Raw genomic sequence first — 19,437 nt, 5'->3', positions numbered from 1 at the left:
CGGCGCTTGGATATCGATGGAGCCAGCTCGGTGTGTGCCATGGTTTTCCCTTCCTTTCAGTTTGGTGGATTGGGTGAATAAACTTGATTCAGAGAACTATCGCCCTTTACGGCTCGAAGACAAACACACTCATCGTCGCCGTCACTTTGCCGTCAGGCGTCTTCGCGATCAAGTCGGCTTGTCCTGCACTTATGCCAGAGATGTCAACACCGTTGCCGTCCGCTGTATGTGTCACTTTAGCGACTGACATGTCGCTGGACGCCCATTCGAGCTGTTGGGAGGCGGACAGCGGCAGCACGGACGACTTCACGGTTACATGGGTGCCAACCGCCACGTCCACACTTTCCTTGCCGATGAGGATGCGGCTCGGTACGTTGGAATCAGGATTCTCGTCACGCCACACCGAGCGCATCGGGTAGAATGAGGCTTCATCTAGCTTGACGCTCCCCCGCTCAAGTTCTAGCGACAAGCCATTGCTTAACGGCTCTGGGAACACGATGGCGGATAGCACCTTCGCTCCGTCTTCAGCAAACACTTCGAGCGTGTCTTCGTCTACATAGATCCGAAGAGGTAACCTTCCATCTGCAGACGGCTTCACCGGAGCCACAAAGCTCTCCGCGAAGCCCGGCTCAAACGAAACAGCGCCAGATTTCGAACGGTCGATTGTAAGTGTTCCTGCTGCGGCATTGTAGCGGATGATGGTTTCCTCCGCCCCCGTACCATCTGTCCTTACCTTGAGTGCAAACGCAGCATCAGCCGAAACGGTGAAAGTCGTATCCAGCTCATAAGAGGTTCCGCGCCACTTCCCGAATGCGTTCGAGTTGGTCGCGAGCTGCTGCGCTTCGAGCTTAAGTACAGTGCCGCGCAGCGAATCGAGTTCCTTGACTGGTTGTTGAATGAGACGGATCCCTTCGCCAGGAATATCGCGAAGTGTAAGCTCGCGGGGAACGGACATGTTGCCTTTCCAAGGATCGGTCGGCATCGTAAACGGGTAGCGCCAGTTGGACATCCAGCCGAGCCAGATACGCCGTCCGTCCTTCTCCGGGATGTCCGAATACGAGACCGCCGCATAGAAGTCCTTACCGTAATCCGTCCACAACACTTTATCGGCGGGATTATCATTATGGAAGGTTTTTCCGTCGAACTCTCCGATGAAATATTGCGCTGTCGAGCCTTTGGTCGCCTCGTTGTTGCCGACGCTCAGCGTCAACACCCACTTGTGATTACCACTGCCGTCTACCGGAAGCTCGAACAGATCTGGACATTCCCATACGGCGGCATGCGAACCTTGATTTATGCCGAATTCACCTGTCTTGGTCCAGTTTCGGAGATCGGGCGATGAGTAGAATCTAACATGATTGTCGACTGATACCACCATGATCCAACGCTTGCTCGCTTCGTGCCAGATAACCTTCGGATCGCGGAAATCCTTGATTCCGGGATTCGGAATGACCGGATTACCCTCATACTTTGTCCAGGTGCGCCCGCCGTCGCTGCTGTACGCGATGCTCTGCGACTGCACGCCGCTCTGGAAATGCGTAAAGATTGCAACCAGCCCGGATTTACCTTGGAAAAAACCGCTCGTATCGTTCCAGTCCACAACCGCGCTGCCCGACCATATTTCGCCGAGCTCATCGCGAATCAAGGCGACCGGAAGATGCTCCCAATGCACGAGATCCTGACTGACCGCATGCCCCCACTGACCGCTGTTCTGGTAAAACTGATGGTACTCTCCCTCGTAATACACCATGCCGTTTGGATCACTCATGTTGCCGGTCTCGACACTTAAGTGGTACTGCGGGCGATAGCGTTCCGTGTAATAATTCGCGATCGGGTTGAATCGGAAAGGTGCGGGCGTCGCGTAGATTTCCTCCGCCTTGTTGGTTTTTCCAGCGGAATCTTTAATTGAATCGGAGTGAAAAGACATCCAGATCGCTCCTCCTATCGCGAGCACAACCACGGTGCCGATAGCGATCGTGGCTAGGGCCGACATAGACTTTTTCGGAATCCCGCTCATTGCTTAACCTCCAGTCCATCCATAGTCCAGAGCCGCATGGCTTCGAATACAATGGTTCCTCCCAACGCCTGAATCTCCAGTCTGCGTCCTGAAGCCAGAGGATAAATGCGACTGGTCAACACTCGATCGCCATCGTTGACAAACAACTCTATGGATGAGTTGTCTGAGAACAGACGGAGACTCAGGCGAGTGGCGGCAGAAGCCTGAAGGTCGGATACGTACACGCCGGGATCGCCAATTCCCGCCTCATTGCGGTTCAATTCGATGCGGCGCTGCGCAGCCAGCCAGCGGATCTTAGTGATTTGGTCTGTGACGGACCGCGAAGTCTTTACGGACTCTGCGTCGGATAAATCCTCGCATGCTCCACTAATTACGATCCGAAGCTCCTGCGCCTCTGTTGCAGACAAATCAATATCGGCTTGCCATTCAAAGGCCGGCGGCAGCAACCAGATTCGTTCTTCGCCAGGCTGCAGATGGAGTCCGTTGTCTAATTTCGAAATCTCTTGTCCTCGAAGAGAAGCTAGTTCCTCTACTGGCCTCGAGGCCAGACGCCCATCTTCGGTCATCTGAAGCTCTCGGGCAAGCGTCATAGCCCCATACCAGGCGCGTCCCGTCTTAATGAGTCGCGATCCCCACATGTCCATCCAGGCGATCAGGATGCGGCGTCCGTTGCTGTCCAACATCGTTTGCGCGGCATAGAAGTCCGGTCCGTCATCGATGATACCGCTGCTCTCGGGGATAAAACGACCTGCAGCGAAGTCCATCTCACCGATCATGTAGAGATTTTTGACGCCGTCCATGTTCATCGGTGAAACGATTAGGACGTACTTGCCTCCTAGCGGGAACAAATCCGGGCATTCCCACATATCTCCCTGCGTCCCGTCGCTCTCCGCCGCGACACCCCGGTACGACCAATCCAAAAGGTTGGGAGACTCGTATAGGAGGGCGCGGCCGCGACCGTTTTTACCTGAGCCAATGACCATATACCAGCGCTCTTCATGCTTCCACACCTTCGGGTCGCGAAAGCCGAAGCATTCACCGTCCGGACTGCCTTGAATGACGGGCACCGGATGCTTAACGAAGCGGATTCCATCCTCGCTCGTCGCCATAGTCTGCACTTCCTCCGGGGTACGCCCATCGACGTGTGCGGTATAGAAAAGCACCAATTGTCCCTCGTGCTCCACCGCACTGCCCGACCAACAGCCGCAGCCGCCTTCAGACGAACCGAACTCGTAGGGCTCCGTCGGTGCAAGGGCAACCGGGCGATGCTCCCACCGCACCAAGTCCCGGCTGACCGCATGTCCCCAGTACATCGGGCCTTGATAATCACCGAATGGGAAATGTTGATAGAAGGCATGGTACTCGCCTTTAAAATGAATGAGTCCGTTCGGATCGTTCATCCAGCCCGACGGCGCCATCAGATGATAGTGCAGGCGGAACGGATCTTGCGCCGCCCGAGCGGCTCCGGCCTGTACCGCTTCCTCCGCTAGCTTAAGCGCCTCCTCATGCTCGGATTGGCGGCTGTCTTGCCTCGTGTTCGTGTTTGTCATGTCGAATTCTTCCTTCCCGCAGCTTTCCATGTTTGTTTCGATTGCCTCTATTGTAAGGCTGCGGGAAGGGCCAAGACTTTCACTATGCTCGGGGAGCAACTTTTAAAATGCTGGGTGAGGGGGAGGAAATAGCGAATAGTGGGGAGGGATGACTTCTTCTATAAAAGCTGTTAGCTCTCATTCGTTGTCTGCCGCTTCTCCCGGTATTCCTTTGGGCTGCAGCCGTAATACTTTTTAAAAGAGGTGCTGAAATAGCTGGAGCTGGAGTAGCCAACCAGCATCGCGATATCCGTCAACTTCAGATCTGTCCCGCTCAGCAGCTCGGCGGCGCGCGTCATCCGGAGCCGCGTCAAATAGTCACTGAATGTAACGCCAGCGTTCTGCTTGAACAAGCCCGACAGGTAAGTCTCGTTCATGTGAAACATACTGGCCAACTGAGACAGCGTCAACTCGTAAGGATAATTCTCATCCACATACTTGCGGACCGCCTCCGCCTGCAGCTGGCCGCTGGAGGTCCGGCTGCTTCGCACCGCATCCATGACCAAATCGGCGATCCGTTCAATTTGCGCAAGTACCTCTTCCCGACTCCGATAGGTCGCAATCGAAGCTTGGCAATTCCAAAGCACCTGTTGAAGCGAGGTATCGCCCAGTTCAAACTTTTTCGCAAGTGAACCGAAGGTTAGAATGACCCGCAGCGCCAGGAAGGTGAAGGCGAACATCGGCATGTCTCGATTCGACGGGAACAGCTCGAGTAATTGAGCGGAAAAAGCTTGCCGATTCAATGTCTCGATCGCCTGAATCAGCCTTCGCTCCGTCTCAGCCGTGAATGACTGCGCCCAATCCAGTACTCCCTGCTGGGTCGATGCGGTGGCCGATCCATCGATCGTCTCGCGGCTCCAGGCCAGCATACAGCTCGCATAGCCGTTTTTCGCTTCGCGCCACCCCGACACGGGCTCGCCTATGCCGCCGACGCTCTCAAGCCGCAGGTACATCGCCGCATTGCGCTTCAGCTCGCGAACGAACTGCTCCGCGGCTGCGTCACCAGACTCCTTACTTCCCGTGTCCACCAGCAGGAAAAACATCATCGACGGGTGCCCCACGTCATAGAATGGGTACACGTCCTCACGCTTATCGGCCGTTTCCCGGCAGAGCATGCGGAATGCCAGCTGCAGCAGATCGCGGCGTCCCTCCCAGCTTCGCAGCCGTCCCGGCGGCAAGCGCATCTCTAGTGTCGCAAAGCGTAGGCTTAGCGCTTCGCCGTCGAGCTTGGCGAGCTGCAAATGGTGCAGTCGATCTCTCACCGCAGACTCGCCTACGCCTTCCTCTTTCACCAATTGAAGGAGGAAATGCTCCTGCATTTGCCGCAGCTGCTGGTTACGCTGAACCTTCTCCCGCTGGCGCTCACCTTCCAGCAGTCGTTCCTCCTTCAACTCGCCCGCCAGCTTCCCGAGCAGCGATGAGAGCTCCGCCCGCACTACAGGCTTCAGCAGGTAATCCTTGACGCCGAGCTGAATGGCCGACTTCATATAATCGAAGTCCGAATAGCCGGACAAGACGATAACACGCAGTTCCGGATAGGCCTCCTTGCAAGCTCGGATGAAGGTGATCCCGTCCATTTTCGGCATTCTAATGTCCGAGATGACGATATCCGGACGAACTACCGCCTCGGCAAGCATACGGAGTGCTTCCTCTCCATCGGACGCTTCGTAAGCGATGACGAATCCGGCACTCTCCCAATCAATCTTCGCCCGGATGCTATTGCGAACACCGGCTTCATCGTCTACGAGCATTACACGGTACATGATGATCAATTCCTTCTTGCGGGCAACCGCATCGTTATCGTCGTGCCGGAATCCGGTGATGAAGCAATGTGGACTTCAAAGGCATCGCCGTATTGCACCCTGCAGCGCGCCAGCACGTTTCGGAGTCCGATGCTGTTCCCCTCCGTGTGGAGGATCGCCGTCGTATCCGCCCCAGACAGCCCCCTCTGCAAATCGGCTGCCAGTTCCCCATTCATGCCGATTCCGTTGTCGGAGATGGTCAAGTACAGCCAACCGTCGCGGGCCTCGGCACCTAGTTCAACAATCGCTATTTCCCCGTTTTCCAAACTGTATTTAACCGCATTCTCAACCAAGGGCTGCAGAATAAACTTAGGCATCTTAAGTTCACGGGCCCCCGGCGCCTCTTCGATCCGTACCTGTAGTCGATCGTCATACCTTAGCTTTAGGATGAACAAATAATCCCGGATATAATCGAGTTCTTCCGGCACCCACACCTGATCAGAGCTCAAATCCAGCGAATACCGCATCATCTGTCCCAGCGACTCGGTTGCATCCATAACGAGGTCATTGCGCTTCATAGCGGCCAGACCGCTAATAATTTCGAGCGTATTGTTGTAAAAATGCGGGTTGATCTGCAGCAGCAACGCTTTGTATTCGGCGTTTTTACGCCTCAGATTCGTCTCGTATTCCGTTTCGATCAGGTACTTCAGCCGGTGCGTCATCTGTCCGAAAGCGCCGGTCACATAACCGATCTCACTGTGCCCCCGCTGGGTGTTGGGCATCTGTTTAATCGCTTCGTCGAACTCGCCTCGCTTCACAAGCTTCATGGATCGGGCCATTCGCGTAAGGGGATTCGTGACGCTTTTGGACAGGCCGAATGCCACAACAAGCACGATCACCAGCAGAATTCCGCTTACGAGCAGCATCGTCTCCTTAATGCGGTTCAGCTTCGCATACAATTCCCGTTCCGGCACGACGCCCATGATCGTCCAGTTCTGATCCGGCAGCTCCTCGTAGAAGACCAGGTAAGGCTTGCCCTGATTTCGTACGGCGAACACGCCGCTCTCCCTCACTCGCTTCCCCGCCTGATTGGTCTGCCGGACTTTGGCAAGCTTGCTTATCCCTTCCTGCAAGATGGCCGCTACTCCTGTAAACTGCTGGCCTAGCACGCTACGCCCATCGATATCCAGCAGGAAGACGCGGCCCGTCTCGCCGAAATGAATCCGTTCTAGTGGATCCCGCAGAACGCTCGTCGGATAGTTGACCTTAACGATGCCAACGCTGGTCAACGTCTGAAGCTCAACAAGAGGCAGCAGGTAGCCATTCACATTGCGGTTCCTCATGCTCTCATCCGGCTGGTCCTCGTCCAGGTGAGACCCCGTCCATTTCACATTCTGCTCCTTGTAATCCAGAAACCAAGGTTGCTGTTCATATGTGCGATCCTGCTTCCACAATCCGCCCTTCGCAATAGTAAAAAGACTGATCGAGATTCCGTTGGAATTATTCACCGCATAGGAGGACAGAAAATCCCGCACCCTGCGCTTCGCCAGCAGTTCTTCTCTCTCCAGGTCTTCGCTATTGCGCAGATCGGCCAGCCAAGTCTGGGTAATCGAGCTTCCGAGAACCTGGTTGCCGATATCCTCCAACTGCTTCATCAAGGTCGTTACGTGGGAAGCATACTGCTCGATCGTCTGCGAAGCGGATATTTCAAGGGAATTCTTAATAAGGTTCGCCGACGTAGAAGTCAGAATATAGACCAACGAAACGAACGGGCAAATAAGCAGGATGGAGAAAGCAACCATAAGTCGGCTTCGAAGCGAGTAGAGCATGTCGTCAGGCCTCCGGTGAATGTAAGATGAGAGCTATTTGAACGCAAAAGCCTGAAAAAGACGATCCGCAAATAGCGGACGTCTTTTTCAGGTTATCCTTTATTTTTTACTTCGGCATATCGGCGTAAGCCTTGTCGATCTTCTTGATGGCATCAGCAATCGCCGTATCGACGTTGCGTTTACCAATCGTTACGTCTTCAATCATCTTGTTGACGGCATCCGACATCTGCGGGAAGATCGGCGTAATCGGACGCGAGCGGCCGTATTTCTGGTTCTGGATGACAAAGACGTTCTTCGGATATTCGTTCAGCTCCGGGAACTGCTTCGCGACGGAGTAGCGAACCGGAATATCTTTCGTCACGCTGCTGTACAGCTTGGAGCCTTCCGCTCCAGTCACGTAGTTCACGAACTTCCAGGCTGCGTCCGCGTTCTTACTCTGGGAAGAGATGGCGAGGGACCAAGAGCCGTTGGCCACCGCTTGCTTCGTTTCTTTAGGCAGCGGCGCGACGTCCCAATCCTCACCGAGCTTGAAATTCGGGAACTTCTCGGCCAAGAAGGACAACGACCAGGAGCCGTCGACCGTCATCGCAAGCTTGCCTGTAGGGAACGGATCCGGCGGGTATTCCAGCGACGATACTTTGTCCTTATTATACAGATCCGCGAAGAACTGTACCGCCTTCTTGGTCTCCGGCATATCCAGGTAGCCCTTAGATGTCATACCATCCTTGTCCATGATCTCCCCACCGAACTGCCAGATGATCGGGTACTTGAAGTAAGCGGCCGCTCCCGCGTTCCCAAAGCCTTGGGCCGGATCGATGCCGTAAATGCCCTTTTTCGCGTCGGTCAGCTTGATAGCCGCATCGCGCACTTGATCCCATGTCATCGGCTCATCCGGGTTTTTGGACGGTAGCGGAATACCTGCTGCCTCGAACATCTTCTTATTGTAGAAAAGAGCAATGGACGATTCGGTAAGCGGCGCCATGTAGATGTTTTCCTTGTACGTATAGGCCCCAATTGTACCCGCCGGAATATCGTCGAGATTGCCGTCCACCTTAAAATAATTCGTCAACGATTGCAATGCTCCTGATTGCGCGTAGGATGCCATGTTCGGGGCATCAATCGCCATAATATCCGGCGGATTGTTCGCTGCGATCGAAGTCCGCAGCTTCGCATCGTAGTCCGAATAAGGAATCGGGCTCATCTCGACCTTGATGTCTGGATTGTTCGCATTGAATGCCTTCACCAATTGATCGTAAGCAGAGTTTTCGGCGTCATTTCCGGAGTTGCGCCAGAAAGTCAGCTTGACCTGTTCGCCGGATGTGGGCTTGTCAGAAGACGATGTGGATGCGCTTTCTGAAGCAGTTCCCGACGGGCTGGCGGTGTTCACATTGTTGTTGGATGAGCAGCCTGCAAGGAAGGCAGTGACGAGCAGCGCGCTTGTGCCGATGGCAGCAAGTTTTGACTTTTTCAAGGATGATGCCCCTCTCTTTATTGTGGTTGTTTGCAGTAACATTGTATCATCCAAGAGAGCGCTTAATAATTCAATATTCTCGGTTCCTGAGTTGCAAAATATTCAGAAGGTTCAAGAGGCAGACGATGAAGCTTGATACGCAGGACGCCAATAAGACAAAGGACGTTTGATTGCAATGCGGATCGTGAGTCAGTTCAATTCTAATTCAAACATTGGGGACGCTTCCTAATCGATTTTTTGCCAGCATACTGGACTGCTTCTTCTCGGTCTCATTCTCCCCTATACCTTCGATACCCGGCTTGGAAATACCCATTAGTTAATTGTGATGTCGTAGTTTATTTTGCGTTCTTACGACGATTCTTTTCTGAATGGGGTGAAACGGCTGGCGCTTGCCTCATAGAAAACCTCACAGACTAAACATTTCTCAAATGTTCAGTCTACTGGGGCTGTTCGCAACTACAGAGATAATGCCCTGATGATAACCGTTACAGCCGCCGCACGAGTAGCTTGCTCATAAGGTTTAACCGAGCAGGATACGGTTGGCGTATGCGTCTCTTAATCACAGAGGCAACAATAAATTAGAAGGAGAGAGCAATGCTCAACGTCTTGATTTCATACGGCGACATTGCTTCACGGCGTTATGGCACACCTCTTAACCGTACTAGCTATGATGTCTGTGGTAGGTAATAAACGAGCTATGCGCTCTCAGGTTGGCCAAAAAAACCGCTCGGCTTTTTGACTAGCCAGCGGTAATTTGAGTTGCTAGTCGTTAAAGCGTAGCCTAAGCAGAAATCTTATATTTTCCTCCATCTGCCTTGTGACATACGCTATAGATTTACGGAAGCTTTCCAAGCTTGATACACTTCAATAAAATTTGATTCAATTTCCTTTCGCGGCCTGCCAAACTTAACTCCTTCAGATTTAGCCACTGCAATTCCTTCAGCTTGTCGCTCCAGATTCTTTTTACACTCTTGTTCTGCTACATAGGCAAGCAAACTAAGAAATTGACTCTCCAGGACCTTTCCGAAGTTACCCATGGTTCGATACTTTCTAGAATCAAAGAGCAGCTCGTTATCCAAACAAACAATATCCGCTACAATCTCACGAGTAATATATTCCCACTCATCTATGATTCCTTCGTAATCTCGTCCCTATCGATCTAACGAATAATGTAAACTAAATCACCTTGTCTCAACATAAGACACTTAGCCTGATACTGAGGTCGATTGAAGTCTTTGCCGCTCAATTTATCAGCAGTTGCCTTTCCGGATTTTGCTCCTTAGTAGAAACACGCGCGTAGCCCATCTCAATCATTAATACTCCTCCTTCTCTATAAAGATATCTATGTCTTCTCTCCCTTGTAGGTTTATAACTCATACTCATTGTCCATTACGTTAATTCAGAAGAGTGTCCCTTATTGTACAAGAAAGGTAAATTGTCTTTTTTCACATATTGAAGTATCTGGATTGAATTATATACCGGTATAGCCTTAGTCACCATCCTATCCTTTCAAAATGCATGCTTTTTGATACACTAAAAAAAGACACTATAAAGCGTTTCAAAAACTGTATATTTGATTTATGGTACGTTTCATTTTCTGGACACACTTTTTGATACGGTATAATCATCGAAATCTTGATTAGTAATTGGTCTTCATATACCCAGTCGCCAGATGAAGAGAAGGATAAAGCGCGGTAACGTGTATACCATACTATTATCGAGAGGTAAACTCGCTTTTGGCAGAAGGTTCAAGATTGGACCTATTGCGATATATAAACATATTGGGTAGAACTTATTGGCAGAGCTGGTCGTGGCCCGCGGAATTTTGGAAAGTTGTAACACTATCCATAGAAATCTTGAATATGAGTCAAGAATGTTTTTGCAGCAGCGGAAAAGACCTGATGTTTTTTCCAAACCATATTCAATCCGGACTCTACTCTTGGCTCGAGAGGTCTGAAACAAAGGTTGCTATCAAACGACGTATTTACGATCTTATCTAGTGTTAGAGCATAACCGATGCCTTCTTCAACCATAATTGAGGCATTATAGGCCAGGTTGTAAGTGGCTATGATATTTAGTTTATCGAAATCGTCACCAAACCAATCCGCAAAATCATTCTTTGAAAATGTTTGCTTTAGCGCCTGTCTAGAGCAAATGAGCGGAACTTGTAGTAAGTCAGCGGGTTGAATTACATCCTTGCAAGCTAGTGGACTATCTTTTCTCATCACAACGCCCCAAACGTCTTTGGCGGGCAAATTCAAATAATTGTATTTCGAAACATCAGCCGGTTGAATGAGTATTCCAAAGTCAAGCAGTCCCCTATTGATCCGCTCCGTTACGTCATCTTCATTCCCGCTGTAGAGATGATACCGTATATGCGGATATTTTGAATGCAATTTCTTTACTACTCGAGCAATTTGTTTCATGGCTTCTGTTTCCCCGCCACCTATATATACATCCCCACTAACAGTTTCCTCCATAGACCGGAACTCAGTCTCTAATTTATCAACCATCTCAATGATTTCTTCAGCTCTTCTTCTCAAAAGCGTTCCTTCTTCTGTGAGGACAATATGGTGGCTACTGCGAATAAATAGTTTTTTTCCTAACGTTTGTTCAAGATCCTTTAATTGTCTGGACAAGGTTGGCTGTGTTAGATGTAAAAAGTCTGCAGCTGCCGTAATGCTCCCTTCTCTAGCGACAGTAAGGAAATAACGTAATACTCTTACCTCCATCGACATATCTCCTTTTTTGTTTCCATACTACATGTTCAAGAAATGCTTTTCAAGCATATCAAGTTATGAGATATAAGTATTTGTTATGTGATAATAGCACGTCTAAAATAAATACAATCAGCTTTTTTGATCCACATTGTTATAAAGAAATCGGAGGGATTTTAAACATGGTTAGAGAAAAGGTTTGGTTTATCACGGGAACTGGCCGAGGTATGGGCAAAATAATCGCGAAAGCTGCCTTGAATGCAGGACATAAGGTTGTGGCTACAGGACGCAATACAGACGCGGTGGCTAAAGCGATCGGTGATTCTGAGAATGCCTTGGTCGTTAAATTGGATGTTACCCGTCCTGATGATGCTCAGTCGGCAGTTAAGGCTGCAATTGATCGCTTCGGCACTATCGATGTGCTTGTTAATAATGCCGCGCAATTTTATGGAGGTTTCTTTGAAGAACTGACCCCCGTCCAAATCGATGAGCAATTACACGTGTCATTGATAGGGCCTATGAACGTTACCCGTGCGGTGTTGCCTGTCATGCGCAAGCAGCGTAATGGTCATATCGTCTCGATTTCTTCCGGTGCAGGCATTTCCGGCTTTGAGTTTAACTCAGCCTACAGTGCATCGAAATTCGCGCTTGAGGGCTGGATGGAGTCCCTCTCACCTGAAATAGCTCCTTTCGGCATTCATACGACGATTGTCAATCCGGGCTTTTTCCGTACGGAATTTCTGACAGAGTCCTCGTCGACTTACGCCAAAAACTTACTCGAAGATTACGAGGATCGCAGAGCAAGCTTCCTGTCATTTTTCAAAGAACAAAATGGGCAACAATCTGGTGATCCAACCAAGCTCGCGAATGCGATTCTCAAGATTGTAAGTGAGATTGATCCACCGAAACGCTTTATCGGAGGCGCTGACGCGATGGGTATTGCTGAGCAGAAGATTGTCGATCTTCAAGCTCAAGTTAATGCCTACCGAGAGCTTTCGTCAGCTATGGCGTATGAGGATTAATCGCAACCATTTAGTTGTCTATGTATTAACTTTTGGGGTATTTGGTATTTTAAATACTGAAATGGGCGTTATCGGAATTTTGCCTTTAATCTCTGACCACTTCCAGGTCAGCATCTCCGCTGCGGGGCTGATCGTTAGCCTCTTTGCGCTTGCGGTTGCCATCTCTGGTCCCATTTTGCCCTCATTGTTCTCGGGGATAAATCGTAAAAAAATCATGCTACTTGCACTTGGCATTTTTATTGTGGGCAATTTCGTTTCCGCTATTACATCAGACTTTACCGTGTTATTGATTGCACGTGTCGTACCCGCTTTTTTTCACCCGATTTATTGTTCCATGGCCTTTACGGTCGCAGCCGCTACCGTTAACAAAGAAGAAGCATCAAAGGCAGTAGCGAAAGTCTTCATTGGCGTTTCTGCGGGCATGGTAATTGGGGTACCGGTAGCCAGCATAATCGCAAGCGCAACATCGCTTGCTTATGCGATGTTGTTCTTTGCGGTGGTAAATATAGCCGCCTTCATCGCATCGCTTTTATTCGTTCCGTCTATGCCTGTAGCGAATCAGCCTTCTTATGGCGTTCAATTGCGAGTCTTAAGAAGATCAGCAGTTTGGTTGTCCATTGCCGCGGTTATCTTCATGAACGGAGCCTTGTTCGGAGTGTACAGTTATCTTGCGGAATACTTGGAAATCGTGACCCAATTGACTTGGAACACCATTAGTTTGATGTTATTCCTTTACGGTGCGGCTAATATGATTGGAAACATAATCGCAGGGAGACTGCTTACTCATCATGCATTAAGTACAATAAATCGATATCCGTTTGTATTAGGTGGCGTCTACATCCTCATGTTATTCCTCGGCCAGTTCAGCGTACCCATGGTCTGTATGATTCTGATCTGGGGAGTATTGGGAGGGATTGGCGGCAATATTACTCAATATTGGATTGTCACTTCAGCGCCGGATGCGCCTGAATTCGCAAACGGAATCTTCCTGACATCTGCTAACTTGGGCACAACAATAGGCGCAAGCGTATGTGGGCTTTTCATAACGGGAATGGGGGCGCCATACGTCTTACTTGGAGGGATCTTGTTCGTTGTATTAAGCATTGCGTCCATTTATCCAAAAATTTCAATAGAGGGTCGATTGGAGGTTGCTCATGATGATAGATAAGCAGGTAGCTCTGGTCACAGGAGCGAATCGTGGCATCGGATATGAACTCGTCAAACAATTAGCTTGCATGGGTTTCAAGGTCATATTAGCAAGCAGAGATACAAACAAGGGCACTGCAGTTGCGCAACAGCTTGCCGAATCGGGATTTGATGTCTCCTTTATTTTAATTGATGTAACGGATCAAGAAAGCATTCGTCAAGCTGCAATGACTATCACAGAGACCGTTGGGCGATTAGATATACTAATTAATAATGCTGGTATTTATCTTGACGGGGATAACAACTTATTATCGATGGATCCAACGATTCTCGAGAACACAATGACAACGAATTTATACGGTGTTTATCATGTCATGCGTTCGTTTGTACCACTTATGGAAGAGCGAGGATATGGAACAATAATAAATGTCTCCTCGGAATATGGAACCATGAGTGCCATGTCATCTGAAGGTGCTGGTGCATACAAGATCTCCAAACTTGCCATGAATGCATTGACCCAATTGGCAGCAGCCGAAGTCAAAGGACATATAAAAATTTATGCAGCCGATCCAGGGTGGGTCAGCTCGGATATGGGAGGTTCGTCCGCTCCAAGAACTCCAAAACATGCTGCCGAGTTGATCCTCGGGTTGATAAAATTGGGGGCGGAACGACCACGCTGTGGGTTCTTCAGAGATGGTAAACTAATCAATTGGTGATGTAAGTAAGTCTGGGCGTTTGCTAATATGGAGGAGTAACAATGTGGAAGATTTGATTGAATTAGTGTTTTTCTTGTTATGAAAACAGAATTGAAGTCTAAAATCAATAAATCGTTGAACTAACGGGAAACCATAGTTCAATAATACACAGAAGCAGCCAATCATAATGATCGGCTGCTTCTTTTTATTAGTTGAGGGAAATGATAATGCTGATAACCTAACATGTACTACTTTTATTACCCTTAGATAACAATGTAGATACTGTTTATACAAAAAATTAATGCAGCACAGAACAGACTGCATTACTCAAGTACATTAAAATCTGAAGGAATCCATCAATCGTTTACCGATTTCATAAGCAACTCAGCTCGTTACAGCATTGCCTGCCATTTTATATAATTGGGAATCGCTTATCCCATATCCTTTGAGTGTATAAAACCAATCGTCCGGAAAAGACTGCAGTCGAAAACATTCAAGAGGTGTCAGTTTGCGAATACGATAACCATCATAGATTCCATGTTTGTCCTGTGCTGTTAGCGTAAAAGATGGTTCTTCTGGCTCCTTAAATCTACGTCCGTTCTGCCTTTTCTCTTCGCGGTCAGGTGTTAATACAGCCATGGGTTCCATGACCCCTGTTCGAGCTTGATTGGCTCCTAATCCTTTGAAATAACTTGCATCTAAACAAGCTGCTTCTCCTGCTTCGTTGACACCTGTCTTTTGTGATACATTAACTAAAATTTTGTTACCTTCACCCTTATTCGTTGTAAGTGTCGGCGCTAGTCCGTTTGCTGCAATTACTTGGCCATTCATACCTCTTCTGCTTGGATTTACATTTCCAGCGATCATGACCCTAGAAGCTATTGTTTTAGAGTCTTTAGCAGGCTTGTTGTTTTCTCCTCTGAAAGGAAATATTTTTCGTCCACTTGATCCTCTAAGACTTGCGACACTGAAGACTCGTTCTCTGTTTTGTGGCACATAGGCCGAGCTGTTAAGCACATACCACTCCCCCACGTACCCCAACTCATCCAACGTTCCGATGATAGTCTCGAACGTTCTCCCTTTGTCATGACTGAGGAGTCCTGTGACATTTTCAAGGAGTATAAATTCAAGTTTGAGAATAGATGCGAACCTGATGATCTCAAAGAATACTGTCCCTCTAATAGCGTCGTTAAATCCTTCACGCTTTCCAGCAATGGAGAAAGCCTGGCAAGGAAATCCCGCAACCATCATAAGCACTCCACATCCTTTCGTTTGGATCATGTAAGATTTTAAAACTCTCGTGAGTAGGTTGTTTTTTGGGAGATCCGCACGTTAGGCAGATTGTGTAATACTTTTTTTAGGATGAGCTTCATGCTGCGTGAATGTTTGGCATGTTTCGCATTTTGTATCACATTCCGCATATCCCACACATTTCATTCCAGCCTCCATAAGTCCAAATCCCATTCTAATGCCGGTATCTGATGTTCTCTCGTTAAGAACAAAACGTTGATACGCCCAAAAGGGTTGAACGACCTCGTACGTCCTTCGGTTTACTTCATTCCATCTAAGTCGGTTTGCTTCCAACTCTTCTGTGTACACCACTGCTTATAAACGTATAACTGAAATTCCGCTTAGTCCCGATGGACTTGTGTGATCAATCAAATTGTAGGGTTAGCGGATGTGTTACTCTGGCAAAAGAAAGAGCGATAATAAATAGCCGGTCCACCACACTCTTCTTGCTGTTAGCTTAACATCAGCAGGCAAAAGCAAAAAACCTCCCCGCAGTACCCTGCAGAGAGGTTCCATCTAATAAAATATTTTCTCATCCCGCTTTTCCTTAAGTATCTCGACCGCTTCACGGAACCGCAGCGAATGTATAATCTCCCTCTCCCGCAGAAACTTCAAGCTGTCCTGCAGATCGACGTCGTCCGTCAAATCAATGAGCCACTGATACGTCGCCCTAGCCTTCTCCTCCGCCGCTATATCCTCATACAGATCAGCAATCGGATCGCCTTTCGCTTGAATGTAGGTAGCCGTAAACGGTACGCCGCCTGCATTCTCATAAAACAAAGCGCTGTCATGAGCCACATAATGAGCACCTAGACCTGCAGCCTTAAGCTGTTCTTCGTTGCATCTTTTGTCAGCTTGTAAATCATGGTCGCAATCATCTCAAGGTGTGCAAATTCTTCGGTACACTGACGTTATCAGTGATGATTTTCCTAGACACAGCAAGGCTTTTCGATTTTGAATATTTCGGTATTAATGCCTTTTGACTATGAAGCTGCAACTCGATAACTAAAATCGTGTCTCACGCTGCTGTTACAACTTATCAATTCAAAGTCTTTGATATCTCAACGAAATACCAAGATCGTTCAACTATCGTTCCCCGTTAGATTCCTGTTTCTTCTTGGACTTGCTATTGTATGAGATGCGCAAGCTCTTCAGGCGATCCATAGAGATGCAAAGAACCGGTTCATCCAAGAATTGTTCATCGATGGAATAAGGCTCAACCAAGTCCGTATAGGATTCATAAATCGTGTAATCATTATAGAAATACTCCCATAATTACGGTCCACCAAATAAATTGAAGAGTGATAGCCTTTGCTTTGTTATATGCCTAACACTTTTTTGCAATTAATGAAGATATAGCTACTTCGAGAGCTAAACATATCGCCAAATAATCCGTATTAATTGTGTTGATGACCCCTATAGCTGCTATATTAGATTGGAAACTTTCGGATAAAGATATAAGTTCTCGGCCTGATCTTGAGACAAGAATTTATATCATTAAAAAAAGAAGTTGCCAATTTGGCAACTTCTTATGTAAATTTATGTTTACTGACCTGTACTTTTACCACTTTTACTTTCGAAATTGATTTTAAATTGAGCGATATCCATACTAGATAAGACACGTGATTATAATGAAGAATTTTGATGAAAAATTAGCCCTGAAACAAACAAAGATAACCCACTTTTTAAGTGCTTCCCTTCAATCAAACATTCGAAAACTCATAAAATGTCACTTGAGATGGTGTACTTCATAATAGAACGGTGGTTTACTATTTTAACAAAACATAAAGATTAAAATCATCAATGGAGCTTATTTGACCATCAGCCCAATTTATAGCAGAACGTAATGGAATGTAATAATATCCGCCAGCTTTAACAGCTTTAACACTAGTGATTTTTCCATTAAGATAAATCTTATTATTAGCGGTAAATAACTTTATGTTATTTTTCTCTTCCTTATTAAGATTAATATTTCCTGCTTTATCAAACTCAATACTATAACCAGATATTAGTGAAAAATCTCTCAAAGAGATATAAGTTGTATTTTTAATACTGATTAATTGAGCATTAAGAGTTTGGTAATTATTATTTACGTATAAACTTAAATCTAAGTATGTATACACTGAACCACTTTCAGTATAATAATTACAATCCCAAATTCTTTCGTAATAATTGAAATACTTGTCACTCGACTTGTAAACGTCTTTAACCTTTTTACAATGTGGTGCTAGTGGATATTCATTACTTATAGATTTTTCTCTTGTTATTTTAGTATTACTACTTGATGAACTAGTTCCACCTGAATTGCTTGATCCACCGTTATGATAATGATAGCCAGTACACAAACCTTTTGATATTGATTTTGCGGAACAATTATGACCTCCGCTACTATCTGTACGGCCTGAATGCGCAAGTGCTAAGGTTGGCATAACTAAAGATAGAATCAAAATACACGATACGATGATAGCTAAACTTTTCTTCAAAAAATAGCCCCCTAGTAATATTTTCTTTATATTCCTATACTAAGCATTTAGAAAGGCTCATGCAACCATAGTTTGGGAATAATACAACAAAATAATATGCATGAATGATTATCCTATTGTAAACACGAATCACCCCATGTGGGAATTAAGCTTAAAGACGGACGTGTTTCAAGTCTCGTACTGCGATATGAAAATCGTTATATCGGTCATGTGCCGTACATTAATAAAATTTTGGTCCGCCGCTTCAATCATTTAATGCTTTAGCAGAATCTCATATTAGTTTAATGTACCCTCCAGTAACCTAATATTCCATTTATCTATTTTAAAAATATGAAGCTATAGCTGTTTTGACTCGCCGTGTACTTATCAATTTCTTTCTTGGAATGTACCGATTGGTTAATATTCAATTTTAATAACTGATTGGAAACTGAGATTCGAGAAAAACTTTACAATATAAAACACCTTAAAATAAGCAATAACAATAAATGAGCTGGATAGAAAATATAAAAACCCCATTTAATAAGGTTTGATTTTCTCCCTCTCTCACCATTGTAGAAAAAGATAAGTGGAATCAATAACAGGATACCAAAGCGAAATACAGCGTCTATACCTGAAGTAATCAAACTGGGAATTATATAAAAAATTGTCCCAATAACTAAAAAACTTATCATCTGCATTTTAAAACGAGCTTTAAATATTCCAAAAAATAAAATCCACAATACACCTATATAATTCCAATCAGCTGTCCAAGCCAACAAGCAACATAATACGATAACTAATAACTTTTCCAACCAGGAAATCTTGGAATTTTGACTGACAGCCAATGCAATTAATCCCAATAGAAGTACCCAAATGACACTGGTTGCTCTCCACCATTCAATTCCAAAAAACAAAACATTGGGTAAATGAGAAATTAATGCAAAAATAAAAAGTCGAGTAATATACTTTTTTATATTAGAAGTATAAAAGAATCCTTCAGCAATCAAATAACACATAATAGGTGCTGCAAGTCTTCCAAAAGTATGAATTATTATATCTAATGTGGTCCCCTTTGTTACAATCCAAAAAAGAAAGATGATCTACAAACATTGCAATAATTGCTCTGAGTTATCCTCCAAATGTTTCTTTGAACCTTCAATACAGCTTTCGTTATATAACATCCTATTCCTCCTGGTGTATGTGTCTCTTATATTTAAATTCTACACCACGATTTGGAACAAGTGTTCTCTTTTTTCACAAAAAAAAAGCTATAGGATTTTCGGCTCATCACCAAAATCAGCGCTTGAAATGAAATGGAGTATAAAAATGGAAAAACATCTGCAATTCCTATAGTGTTGTAAGTCCTACCCAACAACAAAAAGGAATGGACAGATGCCACTCCAGTATATCAATGAACTACTCCACTTGCCAGAGTTAAAAATAATCGATTTCCATTC

Annotated in this window: 12 protein-coding genes and 3 pseudogenes; 3 read left to right on the top strand and 12 right to left on the bottom strand. The window is 46.5% G+C overall.

Annotated features, from left to right (window positions below; all coding sequences use genetic code 11):
* Positions 1–106: 106 nt before the first annotated feature.
* From AC1DM9_RS33360 to AC1DM9_RS33330, 7 genes and pseudogenes are all read right to left on the bottom strand, one after another.
* Positions 107–2,017: a GH32 C-terminal domain-containing protein gene (locus AC1DM9_RS33360; RefSeq protein ID WP_477509143.1), complete on the bottom strand. Its 1,911-nt coding sequence runs from the start codon at positions 2,015–2,017 to the stop codon at positions 107–109.
* On the bottom strand, positions 2,014–3,567 hold the full coding sequence (locus AC1DM9_RS33355; RefSeq protein WP_477509144.1) for a glycoside hydrolase family 32 protein: 1,554 nt from the start codon (positions 3,565–3,567) through the stop codon (positions 2,014–2,016). The genes AC1DM9_RS33360 and AC1DM9_RS33355 overlap by 4 nt, the downstream gene beginning before the upstream one ends.
* A 170-nt stretch (positions 3,568–3,737) precedes the next feature.
* Positions 3,738–5,369, bottom strand: a complete 1,632-nt coding sequence (locus AC1DM9_RS33350; RefSeq protein ID WP_477584295.1) for a response regulator transcription factor — start codon at positions 5,367–5,369, stop codon at positions 3,738–3,740.
* 5 nt (positions 5,370–5,374) lie between these two features.
* Positions 5,375–7,150 (bottom strand): cache domain-containing sensor histidine kinase, encoded by a 1,776-nt coding sequence (locus AC1DM9_RS33345; RefSeq protein ID WP_477584293.1) that lies wholly within the window; start codon positions 7,148–7,150, stop codon positions 5,375–5,377.
* A gap of 133 nt (positions 7,151–7,283) precedes the next feature.
* Positions 7,284–8,648 carry an ABC transporter substrate-binding protein gene (locus AC1DM9_RS33340; protein WP_477584291.1) on the bottom strand — a complete coding sequence of 455 codons (1,365 nt, stop codon included), beginning with the start codon at positions 8,646–8,648 and terminating at the stop codon, positions 7,284–7,286.
* 845 nt (positions 8,649–9,493) lie between these two features.
* Positions 9,494–9,959 (bottom strand): annotated as a pseudogene (locus AC1DM9_RS33335) (recombinase family protein); the annotation flags it as partial.
* A 530-nt stretch (positions 9,960–10,489) separates the two neighbouring features.
* Positions 10,490–11,380, bottom strand: a complete 891-nt coding sequence (locus AC1DM9_RS33330; RefSeq protein WP_339208264.1) for a LysR family transcriptional regulator — start codon at positions 11,378–11,380, stop codon at positions 10,490–10,492.
* 167 nt (positions 11,381–11,547) lie between these two features.
* Between AC1DM9_RS33330 and AC1DM9_RS33325 the strand changes: the two genes are divergently transcribed.
* From AC1DM9_RS33325 to AC1DM9_RS33315, 3 genes are read left to right on the top strand one after another with little or no spacing between them, the layout of a single operon-like run.
* Positions 11,548–12,387, top strand: a complete 840-nt coding sequence (locus AC1DM9_RS33325; protein WP_477509148.1) for an SDR family NAD(P)-dependent oxidoreductase — start codon at positions 11,548–11,550, stop codon at positions 12,385–12,387.
* The gene (locus AC1DM9_RS33320; protein WP_477584303.1) at positions 12,377–13,555 is read left to right on the top strand and encodes an MFS transporter; all 1,179 of its coding nucleotides are present in this window, start codon (positions 12,377–12,379) and stop codon (positions 13,553–13,555) included. Before AC1DM9_RS33325 ends, AC1DM9_RS33320 begins: the two co-directional genes overlap by 11 nt.
* On the top strand, positions 13,542–14,249 hold the full coding sequence (locus AC1DM9_RS33315) for an SDR family NAD(P)-dependent oxidoreductase (RefSeq protein WP_477529000.1): 708 nt from the start codon (positions 13,542–13,544) through the stop codon (positions 14,247–14,249). The genes AC1DM9_RS33320 and AC1DM9_RS33315 overlap by 14 nt, the downstream gene beginning before the upstream one ends.
* Before the next feature lie 363 nt (positions 14,250–14,612).
* On the opposite strand, the gene dcm is transcribed toward AC1DM9_RS33315, so the two are convergent.
* The 5 genes and pseudogenes from dcm to AC1DM9_RS33290 form a co-directional block, all read right to left on the bottom strand.
* Complete coding sequence (gene dcm, locus AC1DM9_RS33310; RefSeq protein WP_477584288.1) at positions 14,613–15,509, bottom strand: DNA (cytosine-5-)-methyltransferase; 897 nt, start codon at positions 15,507–15,509, stop codon at positions 14,613–14,615.
* Positions 15,510–16,034: 525 nt separating this feature from the next.
* Positions 16,035–16,420 (bottom strand): annotated as a pseudogene (locus AC1DM9_RS33305) (manganese catalase family protein); the annotation flags it as partial.
* Positions 16,421–16,647: 227 nt separating this feature from the next.
* Positions 16,648–16,763: pseudogene (locus tag AC1DM9_RS33300) on the bottom strand (Y-family DNA polymerase); the annotation flags it as partial.
* 524 nt (positions 16,764–17,287) lie between these two features.
* A complete protein-coding gene (locus AC1DM9_RS33295; RefSeq protein ID WP_477584286.1) occupies positions 17,288–18,001 on the bottom strand; it encodes a YHYH domain-containing protein in 714 nt (237 codons plus the stop codon).
* A gap of 446 nt (positions 18,002–18,447) precedes the next feature.
* On the bottom strand, positions 18,448–18,987 hold the full coding sequence (locus AC1DM9_RS33290) for a TraX family protein (RefSeq protein WP_477584284.1): 540 nt from the start codon (positions 18,985–18,987) through the stop codon (positions 18,448–18,450).
* Positions 18,988–19,437: the final 450 nt, after the last annotated feature.

The sequence above is a fragment of the Paenibacillus sp. 01T431 genome (assembly GCF_056398625.1).
This window is presented reverse-complemented; position numbering and strand designations above follow the sequence as displayed.

Bases quoted from the DNA above. Each gene is read 5' to 3' on its own strand.
- AC1DM9_RS33360 (WP_477509143.1), bottom strand. From the start codon at position 2,017: ATGAGCGGGATTCCGAAAAAGTCTATGTCGGCCCTAGCCACGATCGCT.
- AC1DM9_RS33355 (WP_477509144.1), bottom strand. From the start codon at position 3,567: ATGACAAACACGAACACGAGGCAAGACAGCCGCCAATCCGAGCATGAG.
- AC1DM9_RS33350 (WP_477584295.1), bottom strand. From the start codon at position 5,369: ATGTACCGTGTAATGCTCGTAGACGATGAAGCCGGTGTTCGCAATAGC.
- AC1DM9_RS33345 (WP_477584293.1), bottom strand. From the start codon at position 7,150: ATGGTTGCTTTCTCCATCCTGCTTATTTGCCCGTTCGTTTCGTTGGTC.
- AC1DM9_RS33330 (WP_339208264.1), bottom strand. From the start codon at position 11,380: ATGGAGGTAAGAGTATTACGTTATTTCCTTACTGTCGCTAGAGAAGGG.
- AC1DM9_RS33325 (WP_477509148.1), top strand. From the start codon at position 11,548: ATGGTTAGAGAAAAGGTTTGGTTTATCACGGGAACTGGCCGAGGTATG.
- AC1DM9_RS33320 (WP_477584303.1), top strand. From the start codon at position 12,377: ATGAGGATTAATCGCAACCATTTAGTTGTCTATGTATTAACTTTTGGG.
- AC1DM9_RS33315 (WP_477529000.1), top strand. From the start codon at position 13,542: ATGATGATAGATAAGCAGGTAGCTCTGGTCACAGGAGCGAATCGTGGC.
- dcm (WP_477584288.1), bottom strand. From the start codon at position 15,509: ATGATCCAAACGAAAGGATGTGGAGTGCTTATGATGGTTGCGGGATTT.